This is a genomic window from Rhizobium sp. PK7-22 (assembly GCF_056530405.1).
Map to the genome: position 1 here is coordinate 878,519 of NZ_CP096513.1, position 20,173 is coordinate 898,691.

At 57.0% G+C, this 20,173-nt stretch carries 18 protein-coding genes and 3 pseudogenes; 8 read left to right on the plus strand and 13 right to left on the minus strand.

Annotated features, from left to right (window positions below; translation table 11 throughout):
• Window positions 1–249: 249 nt before the first annotated feature.
• Together M1E10_RS04435 and M1E10_RS04440 are read right to left on the minus strand one after the other, a co-directional pair.
• Window positions 250–564: a winged helix-turn-helix transcriptional regulator gene (locus M1E10_RS04435; protein ID WP_499172918.1), complete on the minus strand. Its 315-nt coding sequence runs from the start codon at window positions 562–564 to the stop codon at window positions 250–252.
• 147 nt (window positions 565–711) lie between these two features.
• Window positions 712–987: a hypothetical protein gene (locus M1E10_RS04440; protein WP_499172919.1), complete on the minus strand. Its 276-nt coding sequence runs from the start codon at window positions 985–987 to the stop codon at window positions 712–714.
• Window positions 988–1,061: 74 nt separating this feature from the next.
• On the opposite strand from M1E10_RS04440, the pseudogene M1E10_RS04445 reads away from it, so the two are divergent.
• A pseudogene (locus M1E10_RS04445) lies at window positions 1,062–1,559 on the plus strand (helix-turn-helix domain-containing protein); the annotation flags it as partial.
• A 39-nt stretch (window positions 1,560–1,598) separates the two neighbouring features.
• Here M1E10_RS04445 and M1E10_RS04450 read toward each other — a convergent pair.
• From M1E10_RS04450 to M1E10_RS04480, 7 genes and pseudogenes are all read right to left on the minus strand, one after another.
• Window positions 1,599–1,715: pseudogene (locus M1E10_RS04450) on the minus strand (DNA helicase); the annotation flags it as partial.
• Between the two features lie 248 nt (window positions 1,716–1,963).
• Window positions 1,964–2,377, minus strand: a complete 414-nt coding sequence (locus M1E10_RS04455) for a VOC family protein (protein ID WP_499172921.1) — start codon at window positions 2,375–2,377, stop codon at window positions 1,964–1,966.
• A 608-nt stretch (window positions 2,378–2,985) separates the two neighbouring features.
• On the minus strand, window positions 2,986–3,984 hold the full coding sequence (locus tag M1E10_RS04460) for a zinc-dependent alcohol dehydrogenase (protein WP_499172922.1): 999 nt from the start codon (window positions 3,982–3,984) through the stop codon (window positions 2,986–2,988).
• A 179-nt stretch (window positions 3,985–4,163) separates the two neighbouring features.
• Window positions 4,164–5,671: pseudogene (locus M1E10_RS04465) on the minus strand (tripartite tricarboxylate transporter permease).
• A complete protein-coding gene (locus M1E10_RS04470) occupies window positions 5,668–6,129 on the minus strand; it encodes a tripartite tricarboxylate transporter TctB family protein (RefSeq protein WP_499172923.1) in 462 nt (153 codons plus the stop codon). The pseudogene M1E10_RS04465 and the gene M1E10_RS04470 overlap by 4 nt, the downstream one beginning before the upstream one ends.
• Window positions 6,130–6,133: 4 nt before the next feature.
• Window positions 6,134–7,111 (minus strand): tripartite tricarboxylate transporter substrate binding protein, encoded by a 978-nt coding sequence (locus M1E10_RS04475; protein ID WP_499172924.1) that lies wholly within the window; start codon window positions 7,109–7,111, stop codon window positions 6,134–6,136.
• A gap of 26 nt (window positions 7,112–7,137) precedes the next feature.
• The gene (locus tag M1E10_RS04480) at window positions 7,138–7,854 is read right to left on the minus strand and encodes a FadR/GntR family transcriptional regulator (RefSeq protein ID WP_499172925.1); all 717 of its coding nucleotides are present in this window, start codon (window positions 7,852–7,854) and stop codon (window positions 7,138–7,140) included.
• A gap of 194 nt (window positions 7,855–8,048) precedes the next feature.
• Between M1E10_RS04480 and M1E10_RS04485 the strand changes: the two genes are divergently transcribed.
• Window positions 8,049–8,591 carry a 2,4'-dihydroxyacetophenone dioxygenase family protein gene (locus M1E10_RS04485; protein WP_249407683.1) on the plus strand — a complete coding sequence of 181 codons (543 nt, stop codon included), beginning with the start codon at window positions 8,049–8,051 and terminating at the stop codon, window positions 8,589–8,591.
• A 95-nt stretch (window positions 8,592–8,686) separates the two neighbouring features.
• Window positions 8,687–9,412: an SDR family NAD(P)-dependent oxidoreductase gene (locus tag M1E10_RS04490; protein ID WP_499172926.1), complete on the plus strand. Its 726-nt coding sequence runs from the start codon at window positions 8,687–8,689 to the stop codon at window positions 9,410–9,412.
• 661 nt (window positions 9,413–10,073) lie between these two features.
• Here the strand turns inward: M1E10_RS04490 and M1E10_RS04495 are convergent.
• Window positions 10,074–10,667: a TetR/AcrR family transcriptional regulator gene (locus M1E10_RS04495; RefSeq protein WP_499172927.1), complete on the minus strand. Its 594-nt coding sequence runs from the start codon at window positions 10,665–10,667 to the stop codon at window positions 10,074–10,076.
• 144 nt (window positions 10,668–10,811) lie between these two features.
• Between M1E10_RS04495 and M1E10_RS04500 the strand changes: the two genes are divergently transcribed.
• The 5 genes from M1E10_RS04500 to M1E10_RS04520 all read left to right on the plus strand — a co-directional run bounded on the left by M1E10_RS04500 (window position 10,812) and on the right by M1E10_RS04520 (window position 15,406).
• Window positions 10,812–11,225 (plus strand): RidA family protein, encoded by a 414-nt coding sequence (locus M1E10_RS04500; RefSeq protein WP_499172928.1) that lies wholly within the window; start codon window positions 10,812–10,814, stop codon window positions 11,223–11,225.
• A gap of 32 nt (window positions 11,226–11,257) precedes the next feature.
• Complete coding sequence (locus tag M1E10_RS04505; protein ID WP_499172929.1) at window positions 11,258–11,866, plus strand: NAD(P)H-dependent oxidoreductase; 609 nt, start codon at window positions 11,258–11,260, stop codon at window positions 11,864–11,866.
• 102 nt (window positions 11,867–11,968) lie between these two features.
• Window positions 11,969–12,145 (plus strand): hypothetical protein, encoded by a 177-nt coding sequence (locus M1E10_RS04510; RefSeq protein WP_499172930.1) that lies wholly within the window; start codon window positions 11,969–11,971, stop codon window positions 12,143–12,145.
• Between the two features lie 660 nt (window positions 12,146–12,805).
• On the plus strand, window positions 12,806–14,626 hold the full coding sequence (locus M1E10_RS04515; RefSeq protein ID WP_499172931.1) for an ABC transporter ATP-binding protein: 1,821 nt from the start codon (window positions 12,806–12,808) through the stop codon (window positions 14,624–14,626).
• Window positions 14,627–14,902: 276 nt separating this feature from the next.
• Entirely contained in the window at window positions 14,903–15,406 is a 504-nt protein-coding gene (locus M1E10_RS04520; protein WP_499172932.1) for a GNAT family N-acetyltransferase, read from the plus strand.
• Window positions 15,407–15,494: 88 nt separating this feature from the next.
• Here the strand turns inward: M1E10_RS04520 and M1E10_RS04525 are convergent, their stop codons facing one another.
• From M1E10_RS04525 to M1E10_RS04535, 3 genes are all read right to left on the minus strand, one after another.
• Entirely contained in the window at window positions 15,495–16,394 is a 900-nt protein-coding gene (locus tag M1E10_RS04525; protein ID WP_499172933.1) for an agmatinase, read from the minus strand.
• Window positions 16,395–16,589: 195 nt separating this feature from the next.
• Window positions 16,590–17,684 (minus strand): nucleotidyltransferase family protein, encoded by a 1,095-nt coding sequence (locus tag M1E10_RS04530; protein WP_499172934.1) that lies wholly within the window; start codon window positions 17,682–17,684, stop codon window positions 16,590–16,592.
• 306 nt (window positions 17,685–17,990) lie between these two features.
• Window positions 17,991–19,922 (minus strand): hybrid sensor histidine kinase/response regulator, encoded by a 1,932-nt coding sequence (locus tag M1E10_RS04535; RefSeq protein WP_499172935.1) that lies wholly within the window; start codon window positions 19,920–19,922, stop codon window positions 17,991–17,993.
• Window positions 19,923–20,173 lie beyond the last annotated feature (251 nt).

Sequence of the window (20,173 nt, forward strand, 5' to 3'; positions counted from 1 at the left end):
AGGGCCTTCGGGATCCTCGGATCCGCAAACAACCCGCCGAATGTTCGGCGGGTTTCATTTGGACCTGGTCCGCGTCTCGAAGAACGAGCGCGGTTGTGGTCGGTACAGGGTTCTGTAAATTAACGGCCTTTGTCCGTCTCGATTTCGGCGTTAAATTGCTTATCAAGCCCGTAGTTGCGCTCTGGTATAGACGTGAGATCGGCGTGAGGCCGCCACGGGCGCCCAGTTCAACACAGCAAACCAGATGGTTTAGGCTGAGGAAATCATCGCCGAGGATGAACCGTGTTCGGTTGCTCCGCAGTGCTTACGCCCAACATCCACAATCGCGCTTAATGCCGGCAAGAGCTTTTGACCGAGCGGCGTCAAAAGATACCTTCCGGACATCGACGGGCTCGCCTCGAAGGTGCGGGAGACAACTCCTCGGGCCTCCAGATCCTTCAGCCGCTGCGAGAGAACCCGGTTCGACAAGCCCGGAATATCAAGGCGCAACTCGCCGAATCGCTGGGGGCCGCTGCGAAGGTGCCAGATGATGTGCGGCGTCCATGCCCCGCCGATCATCGACATGCAGGTCGTCAGCTCCGTGGTTTCGGCAAGCCGCTCGCTTCGATCAATGCTATGTATTCGACCCAAGTGTACGCCAGTCATAGTGCAAAATCCTACTGAGGTATTTGTCTTTCGATCGGGCAATTTGCAGCACAACTGCATCAGGGTTCAACGCACCCTTCTCCAGGTTGCCCAGGATACCAGGAAGACCGAAAGGATGAGCGTGTTCGTTGCTATCCCGACTGCCACGACCGTCGCGAAATCGCTGGCTGCAGGTGCAGCCTTCGCTGTCGTCAGCGGCAGCAGTATCGCGATGAACATCACGCCGAGGCCCAAGGGGACTGCCATGCCCGTCGCAGCGCGTGTCCTGAGCGCGGTCAATAAAAGGAAGAAGATCAGCCCGATGCGGAACGGATCCATCAGTTGCGACGTAAAGATTTCCACGGCTTTCAGATCTCCATGGCCTGGAGGAGCTCCAGAACCTGCAAAGACGAGGCATGGCGGCCTACGAGCCGCCATGCCCTTTGTGCCTTGTGCGAATGACGCAGACGCCCAAGGCCATTCCGGTCCTGGCATCGTCCGTCATGCGCGAGATTTGCTACTGGTTACTGAGCGGTCCGCACGGTGGCGAGCTCTGCAAGCTGGCTTTGCCGGAATCGAACACTGAACGCGTGGTCAAGGCCATCTCGATGCTCCATACCAACTACTGCCAGACATTGCGTGTGGAGCAGTTGGCAGACGTTGCGCGCATGAGCCCATCGTCGTTTCATGCGCACTTCAAGGCGCTGACTTCAATGACGCCTTTGCAGTTCCAGAAACAGCTTCGGCTCCTGGAGGCGCGGCGCCTTATGGTCTCCGAAGCCGCCAACGTAGCCGAAGCTTCCTACAGGGTGGGTTATGAAAGTGCCTCGCAGTTCAGCCGCGAATACTCGCGCAACTTCGGCATCCCGCCAAAACAAGATGTGTTGAATCAGCAGCGACTCTACCGCGAGTATGCAAGTCGGACAGTCCGGTGATCCAGCTTCAGGTTCTTCACGCGACGCCGATCACGCGATCGAGAATCCCTCCTCGCGGGCGATCTGATCTAGTGCTTCGTTCAGGCCGACGCTGTTATTACGAGCCATCAACTTGGCTCGGCGTTTGAGCTGGAATATTGGTGCAGAAAGCTTCATCAAAAACCTCCATTGCGAGCCAGACCGCAACCCCTCCTAATGCGACGCTCGAACAGATGGTTCGACGAGATATGGTCACCCTACATGTGAAATGCTTCCCCGAAAGGAGGGGGGAGGCTTGGGTCTAGCCTGTGCCTGACTTTTAATAAGTTGCGCGATTCGTGGCAAGCGCTGATGACGCAACGGGGCCGACTGCCGTCATGGCTCAAAAGCGCCAACAGCCGACAAGTTAGATTTGTACGATCTTCCTAAACCTCAGGACGTTCCGGCGACAGTTTGTAGCAAAGCTGCCACGAAATACCGAAACGGTCTTCAACGAAGGCGAATCTTTCGCTGAAGCCGTAGTTGTCGGCAGGCATCATTTTCTTTCCATCAACGGATAGGGCTTCCGCCAGATGCGCCACCTGATCGCTCTCGGTGCAATCGATCCAGAACGAAAAGGACGGCGTGAAAGTGAATTGGTGGACCGGAGGGCTGTCATTGGCCATCACGGTTTGGCCTGCGATGCGTATGAGGGATGTAAAAACCTTACCTGCCATCTGATCGTGCTCATCGCCATAACGGGTTAACTGCTCGATCTCTGATCCGGGAATCGTGTTCACATAGAAGTTGATAGCCTCCTCGCAGCGACCCTGGAACATAAGAAAAGGTGTGGCCTTCATTGCCTCTCTCCAAAGCTTTTGCGGTCAAACGTCACATGCAAAGTAAGGCCGACGTTCAGGAATTGAAAGCACCGTGGGCCGCCACTGTGGGATTCGGGCGGCAACCCTTCGTCCGCTTCGGGCCGACTTCGGTCAAATGTCAAATCTGCGTTGTTATGTCTCTGGGAGCTGTCTAATCTTCGAGAGATGTGGGCACACTTCTTGGCAACGAGCGTAGTAGCCGTCGGACTTTTGATACCCGAGCTGCGACGCCTCGGCAAAAAGTACGGTGTTATCTTTTCCGCAGCAGTTGGCGGCTGTGCAGTGTTGCTCGTGTCTGGGTGGCTTCTTGCATCGTTCCTGACCGCTTCCGGCCTAACCGGGATTTTTCCCACCCTCAGATCATGGCAGCTCGCCTTGACTTTCATCCTACCGTTGTCTTCCTTCTTGTATGCACGGCGTTACTACTCAGTCACCCCCATTCTCTTCCCATCCGGGATCGTTTTCGCGGCGGTGAGCATGGTCTTCGCTGGGATCGAGTTTAGCTACGCCTACTAAGGAAAGCCCCTCGACCTGAATCGCCCCTAACCCGGTCGCCTCTGCGCCATGTGTGGACGGCTACAAATGGATCACAGGCCGCAACGGACTATAATTTTGAGGTCGGGAGCCCCGCCCATGAGCTTCTCGAAAGCGGCCTGCGCGCCGCCTAGCGGCACTGTCGAAGATACGATCCGCTCGAGATCAGCAGCCAGGGCCGGAAGCATTGATACGGCCTCCTGAAACTCCGTCTTCGTATAGACCCGGGTACCGAGGATATGCAACTCGCGAAACGACAGCACCTGTAGATCGATGGGCTGGGGTGCCTTGTGTATGGAAACAATGACGACCTTTCCGCCGACCCTGACATTCGCCACCGCAGCACTGACGGCGGCGCCGACGCCCGCACATTCGAAAACGATGTCGAAACCCGCCTTGCCGTGGAGCGGCGCCGTTAGATCTTCGCCTGCCCCTACTGTTTCAAAACCCAAGGCTCGTGCCGCTGCGAGCCGTTCATGGTTGGTATCGGAAACCACAATCCGAGCGACAGACTGGCTCCTTAGCAGGATGGCAAGGGTTATGCCGATAGGCCCAGCCCCAATTATTGCAACGCTCTCGCCCCCCTCGATGCTGGCGATATTCGCTGCATGAACACAAACAGCGACGGGTTCCGCCTGGGCTGCAATCTTGGCCGGTAGATCCTCTGCCACAGGGTAGAGCAGATCCGGGGCCAAGCGAACCGACTGGGCCATGCCGCCCGGACTGTCGATGCCGACAAGGCGAAGGGTCTCGCAGATGTGCTCGAGACCGCTGGTGCATGCGTAGCAATGACCGCAGGAGAGAAGCGGGTAGCAGACGATCCTCGTGCCGACAGGCAGCCCGCCGTCGCTTGCCGCCTCTTTAACACGGCCGACGAACTCATGCCCGACGACGAGAGATGGCCTGGAGCGCGGATGCTTGCCGGCATAGATCGTAAGATCGGTACCGCAGATGCCACAGGCTTCGACCTCGACCAGAGCCCCCTCGCCCTTCGGCATGGGGACGTCTTCGAGGCCGATCCTGCCTGCACCCTGGTAGACAACTGCGCGCATGTTTTTACACCGTGTTTGATTTGTACCGTCCACCAGCGGTCGAGACGGGATGAAACGCTGGGCCGAGCGCGGCTATTTCATTCTTCAACAGATATCTCGTAGATAAAGCCATTTGGCGGCACTGTAGACACCGTGCCCGCGTTCGGACACCGTGCTTCTGGACAAAACCGTTGCGATACTTACGAACCGCTCCCATTTGCAGCGCGACCTGAGCGGCGCCTGACAATCGCGGCAATTAGCGGATACGACCATACGATTAGCGTCACGACACCGAGCGTCCCTGAAATCGGACGGTTGAAGAAGTTGATGTAGTTGCCGTTCGCTTTGATGATCGAAGACATGAAGTTCTGCTCGACCACCTGCCCCAACACGAGTCCGAGAATTAGCGGTGCCGCCGGATACTCGTTTTCCTGCATGATCCAGACGAGAAGGCCGATAGCGAGAACCACCCACAACTCGAATATATTGTTACTAACGGCATAGGTGCCGTAGATGCAAAGCAATAGGATCAGCGGATAAAGGATCTGCTCACGGACAGAAATGACGAACCGGCCAAGATAGATGGAGGCGATGCCGAGCGGGATCAAAATGATATTTGCCAGCAAGAAGATGATGTAGATCGCGTTGACCATGTCAGCCGAATTGACGAAGACAAGAGGCCCCGGTTGTATTCCCTTGAGGATCAGCACACCGACGACGATTGCCGTAATCGAATCTCCCGGAATGCCAAACACCAAAGTTGGCACATAAGAGCCAGACAGAGCGGCGTTATTTGCTGAAGCAGCCCCCGCCACGCCTTCGGAAGACCCCTTGCCGAATAGCTTCGGTTCACGGGCGAAGCGTTTCGATACCGCATAAGTCACCCAAGCCGCAATGTCGGCTCCGGCGCCTGGCAGAGCACCGAGAGAGTGCCTATAACGCCACCCCGGGCGATATGTTTACGCTCGCGCCAAAGCGATGCCGCGCTTGGATATGGCCGACCCGTAATTTTAATCGAAGCATCAAGGCTGCTACCATCGAAGCCTGAGGCCTTTCGGAAAATTTCGGCCAACGCGAAGGCGCCGATCATCACCGGAATAAATCCAATACCCCCTTGGAGGTTCATGTTACCGAACGTGTACCGCTGGGTTCCGGTGACGAAATCAAGGCCGACGACGGACAGAAACAGACCTAGCATCAGCGAGATCCAGCCTTTGAGCGCGTCATCGCCTGCCACAAGAGTGGCGCAGGACAGACCAAGCAATGCGAGCCAGAAATATTCGTAGCTCGAGAAGTTCATAGCGAAATCTGCCAGGAACGGCGCGCCGAACATCAGCACGATCGTGCCCATGATGCCGCCGATGGCAGAGGACATCACCGACATCCCGAGCGCATCGCCCAGACGGCCAGAGCGCGTTAAGTCATTCATGTCGCTGGTATACGCAGCAGATGCTGGCGTTCCAGGAATGCGCAGGAAGGCGGCGGGAATGTCGCCCGCGAACATCGCCATACCGGAGCAGGTAATGATCGTGGCGAGTGCAGCTACCGGCGAAAGCGTAAATGCTACAGGCACCAGCAATGCTACGGCCATGGTCGCACTGAGCCCTGGAATCATGCCGACGAAGAGCCCAAACATGGCCGAGACGAGCATTGTCACGAGCACATCGACCTGCATCACGAGGGCAAGCCCATCAAGAAAACCCGTCATCCGATCATCTCCTCTAGAATGCCCTGGGGCAATGGTATTCCGAGCAGGTGACTGAACAGGATTGAGACAACCAACCCCGCTGCGACGCCGACAATCGCTGCGGTGAGCGGCTTAACTCCGTAGAGTAGACAATGCGCGGTCACGATGACAACCGCTATAATCATTGAGCCCAGCACCGGTGCAAGTACTGCATACGCGATAATAGCAACCGGTATAAACGCGATCAGCGCTATCTGTGGCGGTGAAGAAACCCATGCAGGCATTGCAACGTCCCCTGCGTTGCGCCAGCCGCGCAACGCGATCACGCCGCCCAAAACGGCCATGATGCTTCCGATAATCGTTGGAAGAAGTTTTGGGGAGGCCGCGCCTGCCGAAACGTGAAAGCCTTGTGCCAGCAATGCAATGGTGACGCCAAAGATTGCAAAGGCCAGGCCCGTCCAGAAGTCGGGCAGGCGCATTGTATTACTCCTTGCGCTGGGCGATGCCCAAATCGTTCATGATTGTACCAACCTGAGTGTATTGCTCGGTCAGAAACCGTCCGAAGCCCGCTGTATCAAGAACGCGGATGCCAAATCCTTTATCGTTCATGAACTTCACGAAGTCTTCGGAGCTGGCCACCTTGACGACAGCATCGCTGAGTTTCTTCTGGACGTCCGCAGGAAGCTTTTGAGGTCCAACCACCCCACGCCAGGTGCCACCGCTGAACGCTACGCCCGTTGCCTCTTCGGCAGTCGGTACGTCCGGAAACGCTGCGATGCGCTTTTCGGCAAACACGGTCAGCGGCTTTGTCTTCCCCGCCTGCATCATCGCGATGCCTTCAGGTAGCGAAGACAAAACGACATTTGAGCCCCCTGCCGCCAGTTCCTGGAAACCGGGTGCAGCACCTTGCGACGGCACGAGCGTAACCGAAAGCGGATCGACTCCATTTGCTTTCAGGAACCCGGCAAATGCCAGGTGGTAGGCTGCGCCTGTGCTCGTGCCGGTCACGGTGTAGGTGCCGGTCGGCTTCGACTTGATATCCGCGAGAGCGGATTTGACATCCTTCCAGTCACCAGACGTCGATACGTGGAAGGCGCCAGAGTCAAAGTTCACAAGAGCGATTGGATTGAAATCTGTCGCCTTGTACTGGCTCTGGCCAGCCCAATAGAAACTTGCGAGCTCAGCTGTCGCGAATCCCAACGTATAGCCATCAGGTTTAGTCGACAGCATTTCCGAATGGCCGATTACGGAACCGCCGCCGGGCTTGTTGACGACGTTGACCGAAACACCGAGTTCCTTCTCCATACCGCCGGCAAGAAGGCGTGCAATCGCATCCGTACCGCCGCCAGCGGCCCAAGGAACGATGAGCGTGATTGCCTTCTCCGGATATTCCGCAAGAACTGTACTTGCGGATACGCCGAGGACGGCGGCCGATATGATCAGTGATTTCATAAATGGCATTGGTTTCTCCTCCTGTATGCCTTGGTCTATTCGATCAGCTTCGCGACCTTCATTTTCTCCGTCGTGAACTGGATCGTATCGAGCATTGCGCGCTCGGCGGCCGTTGGATCACGAAGCCGTATGGCTTCAAGAACCGCCAGGTGATTACTGAGATTGGCGCGAAAATTTTGCATGTGGTTGGCGGTGACCCCGAACAGCACCCCGAGGATGCTATCAATCGCACTATCGAACGCCTGCAGGATCGGGTTGCCGGTTGCCTTTAGTATGGCGAGATGGAACTCACGGTCGGCTAGTACCGCTGCCTCCGCGTCGCCACGAAGGGCTGCGTCCTCCATTTGTGCGTAGGCAGTCTCGATGTCGATGATCTGCAACCGCGTCGCCCGTTTCGCCACAAGAGCGGCCGACGCCGGCTCGAAGACTCGCCGTGCCTCGTCTATCGCTTCAAGAATGCCCGGGGTCATGACCTTGCTGTCGATCAACCAGCGAAGCACATCACGACTGAGCGTATTCCACTCCGAGCGATTGGTGACGGTCGTTCCACGGCGGGGTGCGGTCGTGACCATGCCGAGGCCGGCCAGTGTCGAGACCGCTTCGCGCACCGAAGACCGTCCCACGGAGTATAGCTCCATCAGTTCAGTCTCGGTCGGTATCGTCTGTCCGGTTGTAAGACGGCCGGCCGCAATATCGGCGCCGAGCCGATCAAGAACATTATCCGAGCGACGTATCCGCGCGGTTACGGTCATATCAGACGTATCCTCCCAATTATGAGATGATTTTTCACATTCATCTGATGATTGTCAACTTCTTTTGTGTTAGCGTTCGTCATTGCTGGAAAAAGAGCCGACAGACGAAGGCGTCGGTCTCTCTGTTTTCAGCTTCTATGAAATTGTTGGGGTCGCACTGAAGCAATCGACCCGACAGCACCAAGGAGGAAATCATGGAGAATCTGACCCCGGAACAGATGGATGCGGAAACCATCCGTCGGATGCCGTATCAGAAGCCGCAACCTGAGGGCATGCTCCCTGACCTGGTCGTTCCGGACGCAATTCCCAAGGATGATCGCATCTGGGTTCCGCAGTCCGAAAACGTGTGGTTTCGCCCGCTCTGTCTGAACCGCTCCGCCGGTTACTGGATGAACCTGCTCAAGGTCCGCAAATCCGGCGTGCTCAGCCGACATCGTCATCCAGGCCCGGTTCACGCCCTGGTACTAAAGGGAAGCTGGCGCTATCTCGAACATGACTGGGTCGCGACAGAAGGTTCGTACGCATTCGAACCCCCGGGCGAGATCCATACGTTGGTAGTCGACGAGGGCGTTGAGGAGATGATCACTTATTTCCAAGTAAACGGCTGCATGTATTACGTTGACCCGTGGGGTAACAACAACGGCTACGAGGACGTCTTCACCAAGATCGACATGTGCCGAGCACATTACGAGTCCGTCGGGCTGGGACGCGACTATGTTGAGCAGTTCATTCGCTGATTGGTCTTCTGCCCTGTCCATTCCGGGCTCTGCAAGGTCACGGATGGCAGGTGCTCTCATCGACGCATTCTGTTTTCATTGCACGAGAAATTACCATGACATTCCAAACGGATCTCTTCTCCGGAAAGGTCGCCCTCGTCACCGGCGCCACCACGGGCATTGGCGCAGCAATTGCCACCCATTTAGCCGAACTGGGGGCGACCGTGGTTGCCGCGGGGCTAGGCGCCAACAAGTTTGAGGGCCGGTCGGAGCTAAAACTCTCCGCACAGGAACTGGACGTGTGCGATCAAGCTGCCGTCACATCTCTGGTTGAGGACCTCGATCGTATTGATATCGTCGTCAACTGCGCGGGCGTTATCCGACGCGCCGAAGAGCATCAGATTGACGTCTTCGAAGAGGTATTGTCGATCAACCTAACGGGAACGATGCGCGTCTGCTCGGCTGCAAGATCCAAACTTGCAGCCTCCGGCGGAAGCATCGTTAACACAGCGTCGATGCTGTCCTTTTTCGGTGGTGGGCTGGTTCCTGCATATAGCGCCAGTAAAGGCGGAGTTGCGCAGCTGACAAAGTCTCTTGCAATTGCCTATGCAGCGGAAAAGATCCGAGTAAACGCGGTCGCCCCGGGCTGGATCGCAACTCCGTTGACCAAGGCCCTGCAGGATGACGCCGCTCGTTCGAAACCCATTATCGACAGAACGCCCCTAGCAAGGTGGGGCCGACCAGAGGATATCGCAGGCGCTGTTGCATTTCTTTGCAGTCCCGCAGCATCCTTCGTTACCGGCGTAGTCTTGCCCATCGACGGCGGATATCTAATCAGCTGAGGTAAGTGCAGTCTCGCCTAAGGAATGCGGGTCAGCACCTTCCCGTGCTGGTTCGGTTCATCCGGCACATTCAGCGTCGAGCGGGCGGCTATCCCAGGTGCCGATGCATGACACCTAAGGCGCGGAAACGCCATGAAGTCGCCGGTCAAAAGAGGGCTGTGACGAAACTGGGGTGCTCTCGTTCTGACACAAGGATCCGCCGAGGAGCAGGAGCGGCCCTCGATCGTTTCTGGCGTAAACCCGCCATCGAGCTTTGACCCGACTTTGGCTTAGGCGTCTCGATGCTTCTTCGCCTTGAACGGAATCGAACCATCGACCCCTGCCTCGGATTCTCTAGCAATTGAAATTTCGACGATTTGATGCACGCGGAACGCTGGTCATGGCATTAGCCGCCCTCTTATTCAACTTACCGAGGTGGCGCCGAAAACGCTCGCGACAGCGATATCATTGTAGGCTTCTTCATCCAGCATCCCTGGGCCTTTCGCCGCCGGCAACAACCCATTCCATCCGGAAGCATTCCTATCAAGGCCAACAAGGAGGACGTCTCGCACCTGGTGCCGGCGGGCGAGCTCGGGCTTGGCGACGCCTTGAAGACGGGAAGCGATCGCGTTGTACCTTGGAGATGGCTTCTGGAGGCTTCCGTTGCTTCCTTGCGACAAAGTCAGTAGCGCGGGGCAAGAAGCCCGCTCGCCATTGCACGGAAAGCCTCAACGGCCTTCGGAAGCACGGCTGCAGCATCGTCGCTCGCTGCAACCCAGAGTGCCGCGTTAAGCGCCGCCCCACTGATTAGTCTGGCAGCGGCCTCGGCATCGAGCGGCTTCATGATGCCACTTGCCACCAACCTCTCGACGGCTTGCTTGGTAACCTGGAGGCAGTTGTCCTGGCTTGGCCACTTCGAAGGGTCACCAAGTACGGCTGGCCCATCGAGCAGAACGATGCGCTGAACTTTGGGATCAAGCGCCATCTCGATATACGCTTCTCCTTCCGCAAGTAGACCCTTCCACTCGTCAGGCTCGGATGCGCCGATGTGCATCGCACGAGCAGCCATTTCAGAGTCGATCTGATTGACAACAGCGGCCAAAAGCCCCCGTTTGTCTCCGAAGTTATGGTAGAGAGCGCCCCGCGTCAGACCCGCCTCGGCTGTCAGTTCATCCATGGAGGCGGCGGCATAACCTTTCTCGGCAAATGCCTTGCGTCCAGCCGCAATGAGCTTTCTCCTGTTCTCCTCCATGGTTTCCGCACGCTTCTTCGCCATCACATCCTCATTCACATACAACGCGTATTAAGTTTGACATACGGTTCGTATCTGTATATTTAACATACTGATCGTATCTGAACCGTCGCAACTTTGGAAGTCGCCCTAGCTCGGCCTTTCCATTAGCGGCATGAGAGGAAGACTATGAACGAGCGTAAAGCAATTTTTCCCGCCAACAGGCATGCACTTTATGAGCAGCACGGATATTCAGCCGCAATCCAATCCGGTGATCTGCTGTTCGTATCGGGCCAGGTGGGCAGCCGCGAAGATGGGACGGCGGAGCCTGATTTCTCCAGGCAAGTCCGGCTCGCATTCAGGAACCTTGAAGCGACGCTCGAAGCTGCAGGCTGCACCTTCCAAGACATTGTCGACGTTACTACGTTCCACACGGACCCGCAGAAGCAGTTCGACGTCTTGATGCCCATCAAGGAGGAGTACTTCGGGATGCCCCCCTACCCGAACTGGACGGCCATCGGTGTCACCTGGCTCGCTGGCTTCGACTTCGAGATCAAGGTCATCGCCCGCATGCCAACAGCATCTCCGGGTAAGAACGGCTAACTCGCATAGTCCCTCTAGACGGAGTCTCTCTCATGCATTCTCTCATCGTTGTTGCTCATCCCGAACCGGCGTCCTACACCCAAGCCCTGGTCGAACAGGTTATCGCTGGGCTGAAGGAAGACCCGGAGAATACCTTTGAAGTTGCCGATCTGACCGCTGAGGGCTTTGACCCTCGATATTCGCCAGCCGATTATTCTGCGTTTCGTGGAGGTTCACCTCCTCCCGCTGATGCTGTCGCCGAGCAGGCAAGGATAGATCGGGCTGACCTCCTGATCATGATCTTCCCCGTCTACTGGTGGTCCATGCCAGCCATCCTAAAGGGTTGGATCGACCGCGTGTTCACTCAAGGCTGGGCCTATGTCGATGCCGATGGTGAAGAAACGACGCGTCTTCTTGGTCGACTGTCGATCCAGACAATCGCTATCGGGGGAGCGACGCGGCGAACCTACGAACATCGAGGATACGCACAGGCAATCCAGACACAGATCAACGAGGGCATCTTTGGCTATGTCGGCGCTCGCATGGTCGGATCAGAGCTACTGCTGCCGCTAGACACAGCGTCCTCCAAGGCTGCGCTCCAACGGGCTCGAGAGATCGGGGCAAGCCTCAGCTCCGCTATACAAGACGCGGCACTCATTTAGCAGATGCAGGGGATAAATCGAGACCGGTGATTTCTCTGAGATCGGACACGGGTTGTTAGGTCAGTGCAGTCCATCAGCATCGCTATGTTCGGAGAGGCAGCGATGGCGGTGGAATGGACGATCACGATCGAGGGGAAGAACGAGTTCGGCGACGTTTGCAAGAAGGCCGTTTGTATTGACAAGAGTTGGGAACGTCTGTTTGACGGCGGCATTAGCCTGTCGATTGAGGACGGCAAGACGATCATGACGGCGCTGCAAAGCGCAGTCGTAGCCCCATGAGGCAGAGACCTACTCCCTCTTTCGTCGTGTCTGCCCGGATTGCCACACATTTTGGCCGGTAAGGACTACACATCACGCCGGATCCGAAGCGTCTTCGGCACAGTGGCGGTTCGCAATCCTCGCTGGATGCTGTGCCGGGATTGCCATCCGGGTGTCGCTTTGCAGTTAACCGTAAGAATCTTGCCCCAACATTTTCAATGAGGTAGCGCGGCATCTAATCTGAGACGCGGCAGTTAATTTGAGATTGTTACAGGTATTTTGGCACTTAACTTGCGAATTTAGTCGCCTGCGATATCTGTGACGTATTCGATGATTTCCCGATCGCTGCGGCGTAAACAGGAATCCGTATTAGCCATGTCTTCAATAGCTTAGCAGCTAGCGCAAGCAAACCAGGATTGCCTGAAACTAGCAACTAATTTGCCACGGCGCTTGCCGAAAGTCTCAGATTAAGTGCCAAACGAAATCCAAACGCCCGCATTCTTGCGGTTAACTGACAAACGACAACTGGCCTTTGAAGCAAACTGTATGCTTGGGCCGAATGTCATTAAATAGTTAGGATGTGCGGTTAGGACAGGTCGCGGTTAAAGCCTATGGAGAGACCGATGAAAACGATCCTGAGAACCAAAATAACAAACATCAACACTCAGGATTTTGAGCTTCATGTCTATTTCGTCTCCACGCGCGAGGAAAAGCTCGCCGCGTCATAAAGCAGCCTTCACCGCAAATCACGCACATCAAGACGGGCGCAAAAAGCGTCTGAACAAGTTTCTATCCTATTATCGGCCGCATCTGCCGCTGCTGATGGCTGATATGGTGTGCGCGATTATCGTCGCGGCGGCTGCCGTCGCGCTGCCAGTCTGCGCCAACATCGTGATCGGACATCTTGTCGAGATGCAAGATGCGGCATCCGCCCGCTGGCAAATCCTGGCCATGGGGGGCGTCATGCTGTGCATCGTCGCGACCCAAATGGCCGCGACCTTCTTTGTCGACTATCGGGGCCATCTGATGGGTGCCCGGATCGAGGCAGATATCCGCCAGGAGCTTTTCGATCACTGCCAGAGGCTCTCGTTCAGTTTCTATGACCGACAGCGTGTCGGTCAACTGATGAGCCGGATTACCGGGGACTCGCTCTGGCTGGGCGAACTGTTCCACCACGGGCCGGAAGACTTGTTCATCGCCATTCTAAAATATGGCGGCGCCATGCTAGTGCTTTTCTTCATCGATCCGCCATTGGCGTTCGTGATCCTTGTCCTCACTCCGTTCGCGGTCCTGTATTCCCTTTATTTCAATCGGCGCATGCAGCACGCCGTCGAGGCAAGCAAGCGGGTAATTGCCAAGGTGAATGAAAGGGTGGAGGATTCGCTAGCAGGCATTCGTGTCGTTCAGTCCTTTTCCAACGAGGAGATCGAACGCGCACGTTTCTCCAAGCTCAACCGGCGATTTCTCGACAGCAGGGCAGACGGTTATCGCAGCGAGGCGTGGTTTTCGGTTGGGACCGAGGGCTTTGCGGCATTGCTGCTGCTTCTGGTCGTCCTGTTCGGCGGACTGCGCATCCTTGCGGCGGAACTGACGATCGCCGAGCTTCTCACCTTCCTTCTGTGCGTCGGCGTCCTCGTTGATCCCGTCAAACGGTTGGCGAATGTCGTACGGCTCTGGCAGGAAGGCTACACGAGTTTCGTTCGGGCGATGGAAATCCTGGAGGTTGCGCCGGAGATAACCGATCAGCCTTCAGCCCTTGCGCTGAAGGAACCGAAGGGCGAAATCCAGCTTCTGGATGTCGGTTTCGGATATGGTGACGGGCCGGATGTGCTCAATTCTGTCTCGCTCACCATCCGCCCGGGGGAATTCGTTGCCTTGGTCGGCCCCTCCGGCGTCGGGAAGTCCACCCTATGCGCACTGCTGCCGCGCTTTTACGATGTGAGACTAGGATCGGTCCGGATAGATGGCCATGACGTACGTGATCTGACGCAGGCGTCGTTGCGGCAGAATATCGGCGTGGTCCAGCAGGATGTTTATCTGTTTGCTGGTTCCGTCGCCGACAACCTCCGTTACGGCAAGCCGGGCGCGACGGATGAGGAGGTCGAGGCTGCGGCTCGCGCCGCTTACGCACATGACTTCATCATCGCTCTGCCGGACGGCTACAATACGGATATCGGACAACGCGGTGTAAAGCTGTCGGGAGGGCAAAGGCAGCGATTGACGATTGCCCGTGCACTCCTCAAGAACCCTCCCATTCTAATCTTCGATGAAGCGACAAGCGCGCTCGATAATGAAAGCGAAAGAGCCGTGCAACAGGCTTTGCTGAAGCTTTCGAACGGGAGAACAACGGTGGTGATTGCTCACAGGCTTTCAACGATCCGACATGCACACCGTATTCTCGTCCTCACTCATGAAGGGATTGTCGAAGAGGGAACACACGATACGCTGATGGCCAGCGGTGGCATTTATGCCGGCCTGCATGGTCTACATGCCAGTATTTGATGGCTAAGTTGGAGCGGCAGGAATGCCGCTCCAACTGCGCTGGCCGCAGTGGCACCGAACCCGGACCCACGCAGTTGTCGCGAAACTCCCGATTGGAGCGAGACTTGTTTTCCTGACTTTTGCAACGTCGCAAATTATGGAATTTTGCGGCAGCCGCAATGTCCGGTGTTGGCGCTTCCGTGCCATTCGGCAGTCGGCCTCAGCCGGACAATGGCCTGTTCATCAAATCATCAATTGTATGAGGCATGAACGAGCCGACAAAGGTGGATGAACCGAATGCTGATCAGAGACGGAACTCACGGTGACTTCGAGAAGCTGCAAGCTATAGAATTGGCCTGTTTTGAAACTCTGCGACAGGCTGGTGCGGTTGGCGGGGACGCCGCTGCCACTAGTGTCGAGGAGTTGCAGCGTTTCCTTGATGAAGACATGCTGCATGTCGCGTGCGATGAAGATGGTGCTGCCGTCGGCTATTCGGGAGGATATGTTGTTGACGGATACCTTTACATTGCGGAGGTGGATGTTCTACCCGCGTGGCAAGGAAGGGGTCTCGGTCGAAGCCTCATTCTGACCTTGATCGAGGATGGTCGGCGTCGACCACTTGCGGGTGCGACATTGACCACAGACCGCTTTGCGCCCTTTATCGCTCCCTTCTATGCGAGGCTGGGCTTCCAGCTTCTAGAAGGCGATGCTGTTCCTCGGCACCTTAGGAGCAATCTCGACCGACAGGTTGCAAACGGGCTTGATCCTCTCCGTCGAGTAGCGATGGCTTTGCTGTTCTAGCTGTACTGGGCACACGGCCGGTATTGGCGCTTCTGCGCCATGACGGCCGTCGGCGCATCATTGGCATGGCGGTGCATGTCGGAATGGCTCAGGGCCTGGCGACCTGCCCTATCACATTGACGAGGAATCGAGCGGCGGTGAGGGCGGTGAGGCTCCCAAGGTCCGCTGGCGGATAGAATTCCACCACATCGAACCCAGCTATTCTCGCACGGTTCCCCACCCCGGCGATAATATCGATTATCTGGGTGTAGGTGAGCCCGCCCGGTGAAGGCGCTATCACACCAGGCATGATGCTTGGATCCAGGCCGTCGCAGTCCAGGGTGATGACGACGTTTGCACCCTTGGGGATATGTCGAAGAGCGGCTTCAACACCTTGCGAATGAACTTCTCTTGCAGTCACAATTCGACTGCCATAAACGACCGCTGCTTCAAGTTCTGCGAGACGAGCACTTCCCACCCCGCGCATCCCGACCTGAACGATCCCCGCAACGTGCGGCATCTCGCTTGCCCGGCGCATCGGGCTGGAATAGCCGTAACGTTCACCGCCTAGTTCGTCACGCCAGTCGATATGAGCATCGATCTGCAGTACCCAGATCGGTCCATGATCAGTGAAGCCAGCTAAGAAAGGTATCGGAGTGGAATCGTCTCCGCCGAGGAGAATGGGTACAGCTGGTAGCGCCAAGATCTCGCGCGTCTTCCGCTCGATCTGGGCTCGGTTCCCCTCATTGTCTTCCATAGTCGTGCCGAGGTTTCCGAGGTCGATGCATGAGTTAGGATATCCGTTGAAGAGCGGACCTCCTAAATCGAAATCCCAATGCTCAACCAGTTCGGCGTCCTCTTGGCTAGCCGCCCTGATCAAGTCGGGAGCCAAGGCGAACGCGCTGCTGTCCTTTCCGGGGTAGGTGCTGCCATGACCAGCACCGAACATCACCGCCTTGGGCAGACGACCGTCGGGAAAGTGCTCAGGAAAGCCAAGGAAGCCGGACATGTTTTCTCCTCATCGCCCGCACAGCACGTACAACCGATGTGCCATTGCGGATCTGCATCGAGGATAGGAGGAAGACCCCATCAGTCAATGAGGATGAGCTTCTTCGCTCTTGAGCGGAATCGAACTCTCGACACCATGTTTGTCTTCGCCACTTCGAATCAGATCAACTCCTTGGCTTTCGAAGCGGACGACAGCCTATTCTCCAAACGGAAGTTCAATTTCTTCGCGGTTCTTCTTTGCTCCCTCGATCAGGGCCGTCTTGAATCGCTCGGCATCTTGTGCCGGCAGTATTCCCGCCCCGGTTCGTATACCTTCCTGCCACGCAGGTCCGCGCTCCCAAGCTTCGTTGTAGACTAGCGCCAGGTCGGCGGATCGCCTCGTCTGCTGCAGGGCTTCAAAGAGCAGCGCAGCTTGACGAATGTCCTTGTCTCGCTTCGCCGGCCCCTGCCCGTCAGTGTGTCGGCGGCTGGCGACGATGAGCTTGTGGACCGCATACCGGGACGGATCAGGGACGACGACTGGGACACCGCTTCGGTGGAGCAGCATCGTTCTGACTGGATCCCTGATGAGGAAGTCGAGAAAGCGCAGCGGATCCGCGCTGGCCCCGCCGAGGGCGGGCATCTTCGCCGGCTGGTCGATGTAGTCGTCCGAACCACGGTTCGACGTCAGGAATTCAACCCGGTAGCCCTCGGCATTCTGAAACGCTGACGAGGCCGCGGATCCTGATCGATGGGGAACTGGCCGGAAGCTGGCGTCGACGCCCTGCAGCAGTTCGATGATCGGAGGCAGGCTGTCTTCAACCTCCCGGCTGATGGCGTAGTCCTGAGCGATGTCCGCGTCGCCGGTCAGGATCGCAGCCATGGGAAGGCGGACGCCCAGCAGTCCTGAATAGCACTGGAAGGCCACCGTGCCGATGAGAACACCCCGGAGTCGAAAGAGACCGCCGTCGGCGAGGGCCTCGACGATGTCACCCGACATGGCGTCAGGGGCGATCATCCCGCCTTCGCGGGTCAGGGTATTTACCAAGCGCCTGCGAGCGCGTAAATCGTCCTTGTCCCGCTTATGATCAGCGACGCGCTGCGATATATCCGGATCGTCGGCAGGACCGACGTAACGACGTTTCGTACCACCGTGTCCATCCGGAATGTCGAAGTACCAGTATTTGCGACCCTTGATGTTTGCGGGGGTGAACCGACCCTCCGGAGGGAAATCGGCCGTCCAAGCGGCGTCGAGCGAGCGTTGACCTAGCTCGGCAAGCATCGTCTGGTACATGAGGTCAACAGACTTCATAAGCTCGATTCCATCGTTATACTGTTTTTCAAAACCAGTATAACCGGCGATAGGATAGCGGGCAAGGTGGGATGGTAGCGATCGCCTTGAAAGGAATCGAACCTGCGACCCCGATCATGGCCTGTCCATTACGAGTCAACGTGGAAAACCATTTCAGACGCTTAGAGGCAGCGCCGCCAAGCGTAGTCGCAGATCTGCATGTGGCGGCGGCTCCAAGGGCATCGGATCGACCCATGGCGCCGTGTACCCGCGACCTCGGACCTCAGCACCAACTGTCCCCCCAAAGAACTCTCCTTAAGGTCATCATTAGGTGGATACGGCTCCCCAGATGGCGTTCTCGAGTTCCAACTGGGTAAAAGGCTTTGCGAGCCGCGGCAGTTCAGCTCCAGGCGAATTAGCCGCGAGTTCGGCATAACCGGTGGCCAGCAAGATAGGTAGATCGGGCTTCAGCTCACGAACCCGTGCTGCAAGTTGAGCGCCTGTCATTTTGGGCATCGAATGATCTGTGAGCACCAGATCAAATTCCTCATCTCTGGACAGGGCTCGAAGTGCTTCCTCACCTGAGTGCGCTTGAACCACCTCATGCCCAAGGTCTTCCAGCATCAATATCGTATTCGTGATGACCAATGGATCATCATCAACCACCAGCACTGTCAGGGCCCGATCAGGGTGCGAAACCACCTGGGGGACCTCCACCGCCGGTTGTTCGACAACTTCAGCCACTGGAAGCCACATCTCGGCCGTTGTTCCTTCACCCTTCGCTGAACGAAGGCGAAGCTTCCCCCCTGACTGCGCCATGAGCCCCTGAACCATCGGAAGGCCAAGCCCGGTGCCCTTGCCGATGCCTTTCGTGGTAAAGAACGGTGCCATCGAATTTTCTAGGGTCTCGGCGTCCATTCCCTCCCCCTCATCGGTGACGGAAAGACATACATAGTCGCCTGCAGCAAGCTCCTGGATCTCCCCTTTCCGCACCGAACGTTTACGAGCGGAGATGGTTATCATACCTCCATCCGCCATAGCGTCGCGCGCATTGACTGCAAGATTGAGCAGCGCACTCGCAAGCTGGTTAGGGTCGGACTGCACTGGCGGCAGCCTCAGTGGGAAGTTTAGGGATATTTCAACAGTGGGGCCGATCGATCGTTGAAGGAGTTCAGCCATGCCCCTTACGAGATCTGGGACATCAACCGTCTCCAACTTCAGTTCTTGCTTGCGGGAAAAAGCAAGCAGCCTTTGCGTAAGCGAGGCGCCGCGCTGCGCGCCCTTGATGGCGTTGTCGATCATTTCGATGACATCTTGACCAGCCAGTGCTCGCTTACGAGCAATTTCCAGGCTCCCAAGAATGGCCATCAAGAGATTGTTGAAGTCGTGCGCTACGCCACCGGTCAGTTGCCCAACAGCCTCCATCTTCTGCGCCTGGAACAGTTCCTGCTGTGCTTGCTGGAGCGCTTCCTGCGCCTTCCGTTTCTCAGTGATATCGCGCGTTATCTTCGCAAAGCCGAGCAGCGATCCATCATCGGCGTAGATGGCATCGATGATAACGTTGGCCCAGAACCTCGTACCGTCTTTGCGGACGCGCCAACCTTCCTTCTCGAAACGCCCCTCTTTTGCCGCCGTTTCCAGCGCTGTGCGAGGAAGATCGATTGCCCGATCCTCCTCCGTGTAGAACTCGGAGAAATGCTGGCCGATAATCTCTTCAGGCGTGTAGCCCTTGATGCGCTCGGCACCAGCGTTCCAGCTTGATACCTTGCCTTCCGGATCAAGCATGTAGATGGCGTAGTCCGTTACGCCTTGAACCAGAAGACGAAACTGCTCTTCGCTTCGTTTTAGGATTTGCTCCGCGTGCTTCCGCTCAGTGAGGTCGCGGGTAATCTTGGCGAAGCCGAGGAGCTGACCATGGGGATCTCTGATCGCGTCAATGATGACATGCGCCCAAAAGCGCTCGCCGTCCTTACGCACCCGCCAGCCCTCGGCCTCAAAGCGCCCAACTGATGCAGCCGTAGAAAGCGCCTTCTCTGGCACCCCCGCTTCCCGATCCTCAGGCGTATAGAAACGTGAGAAGTGTTCGCCAAGGATCTCTTCTTCCGTGTAACCCTTGAACCGGTTGGCCCCGGCGTTCCAGCTGCTGACATGCCCGGCCGTATCCAGCATGTAGATCGCATAGTCAGTGATGGCGTCGACAAGCAACCGATACCGGCCGTCCAAGGCGTGATCCATTAGACCCGGTACGTATGCTGTCATTGCTGCCCCTCTCCGCGTCAAGCTTCATCAGCTTCAGCAGCGGGATGTAGCAGGGCAGTCACGTAGGGCAAGGCCTCAAACGCGCCGCAGCCCAACGAAGCGGTTGTGAACCTCTTCCGGGCCACGGCCCACGTAACCTACGTCAGCTTTGGTTTCTGTGGCGCCTCCAGCGGACAATCACACTTTGCATCGGCCCGCAAAAGAAAAGGCGGGCTGTGATGCCCGCCTTCGATCCATCTGGTGTTGGCTGT

Excerpts from the sequence above, each read along its gene's own strand:
- M1E10_RS04435 (WP_499172918.1), bottom strand. The coding sequence starts at position 564 with ATGTCGATGATCGGCGGGGCATGGACGCCGCACATCATCTGGCACCTT.
- M1E10_RS04455 (WP_499172921.1), bottom strand. The coding sequence starts at position 2,377 with ATGAAGGCCACACCTTTTCTTATGTTCCAGGGTCGCTGCGAGGAGGCT.
- M1E10_RS04460 (WP_499172922.1), bottom strand. The coding sequence starts at position 3,984 with ATGCGCGCAGTTGTCTACCAGGGTGCAGGCAGGATCGGCCTCGAAGAC.
- M1E10_RS04470 (WP_499172923.1), bottom strand. The coding sequence starts at position 6,129 with ATGCGCCTGCCCGACTTCTGGACGGGCCTGGCCTTTGCAATCTTTGGC.
- M1E10_RS04475 (WP_499172924.1), bottom strand. The coding sequence starts at position 7,111 with ATGCCATTTATGAAATCACTGATCATATCGGCCGCCGTCCTCGGCGTA.
- M1E10_RS04480 (WP_499172925.1), bottom strand. The coding sequence starts at position 7,854 with ATGACCGTAACCGCGCGGATACGTCGCTCGGATAATGTTCTTGATCGG.
- M1E10_RS04485 (WP_249407683.1), top strand. The coding sequence starts at position 8,049 with ATGGAGAATCTGACCCCGGAACAGATGGATGCGGAAACCATCCGTCGG.
- M1E10_RS04490 (WP_499172926.1), top strand. The coding sequence starts at position 8,687 with ATGACATTCCAAACGGATCTCTTCTCCGGAAAGGTCGCCCTCGTCACC.
- M1E10_RS04495 (WP_499172927.1), bottom strand. The coding sequence starts at position 10,667 with ATGGCGAAGAAGCGTGCGGAAACCATGGAGGAGAACAGGAGAAAGCTC.
- M1E10_RS04500 (WP_499172928.1), top strand. The coding sequence starts at position 10,812 with ATGAACGAGCGTAAAGCAATTTTTCCCGCCAACAGGCATGCACTTTAT.
- M1E10_RS04505 (WP_499172929.1), top strand. The coding sequence starts at position 11,258 with ATGCATTCTCTCATCGTTGTTGCTCATCCCGAACCGGCGTCCTACACC.
- M1E10_RS04510 (WP_499172930.1), top strand. The coding sequence starts at position 11,969 with ATGGCGGTGGAATGGACGATCACGATCGAGGGGAAGAACGAGTTCGGC.
- M1E10_RS04515 (WP_499172931.1), top strand. The coding sequence starts at position 12,806 with ATGTCTATTTCGTCTCCACGCGCGAGGAAAAGCTCGCCGCGTCATAAA.
- M1E10_RS04520 (WP_499172932.1), top strand. The coding sequence starts at position 14,903 with ATGCTGATCAGAGACGGAACTCACGGTGACTTCGAGAAGCTGCAAGCT.
- M1E10_RS04525 (WP_499172933.1), bottom strand. The coding sequence starts at position 16,394 with ATGTCCGGCTTCCTTGGCTTTCCTGAGCACTTTCCCGACGGTCGTCTG.
- M1E10_RS04530 (WP_499172934.1), bottom strand. The coding sequence starts at position 17,684 with ATGAAGTCTGTTGACCTCATGTACCAGACGATGCTTGCCGAGCTAGGT.
- M1E10_RS04535 (WP_499172935.1), bottom strand. The coding sequence starts at position 19,922 with ATGACAGCATACGTACCGGGTCTAATGGATCACGCCTTGGACGGCCGG.